Here is a 496-nt window from a genome sequence, read left to right as displayed (position 1 = left end):
GCCTTTACAGGTAGCGCTTGATTTAGGTATTACCAATTGAATTTAGCTGCTGTTGTCCTAGCTCCCAGAGCTTGATTGTCTTATCCCTGCTGCCACTAGCAATCAGTTGTGCAACAGGGCTAACAGCAACGGCAAATACTGAGTCCTCATGACCTGTGAGAGTAGCAATTTCCTCTCCAGTACTGACTCTCCAAATTTTAATCGTGTTGTCTCTACTTCCACTGATCTGCGCTTTTCCATTGGCACTAAAAGCTACTGCCAGCACTGACCAAGAATGGCCTTGTAGTGTGCGAATTACCTGACCAGTGTTTACATCCCACAATTTGATAGTGTTATCATCGCTACCAGTTGCCAAAATTTTTCCATCGGGACTAAAAGCGAGTGTCAGAACTGCCCATGTATGGCTAGAAAGGCTGTAGAATGGGCAGTTTTTAAATTTCTCTTGATCAAGATGGGGAGAATTGAATGAAGAAGTATCCCATAATCTCATAGTTCT

At 43.3% G+C, this 496-nt stretch carries 1 protein-coding gene; it reads right to left on the bottom strand.

The window, feature by feature from the left end; all coding sequences use genetic code 11:
• Positions 1-22: 22 nt before the first annotated feature.
• A partial coding sequence (locus UYK_RS24535; protein ID WP_040469572.1) for a WD40 repeat domain-containing protein occupies positions 23-496 on the bottom strand: 474 nt, incomplete at its 5' end.

It is taken from the genome of Fischerella thermalis PCC 7521, from assembly GCF_000317225.1.
Classification (GTDB): Bacteria; Cyanobacteriota; Cyanobacteriia; order Cyanobacteriales; family Nostocaceae; genus Fischerella; species Fischerella thermalis.
Note: the sequence above shows the minus strand (reverse complement) of the source record. Positions and strands in the feature narration are given on the sequence as shown.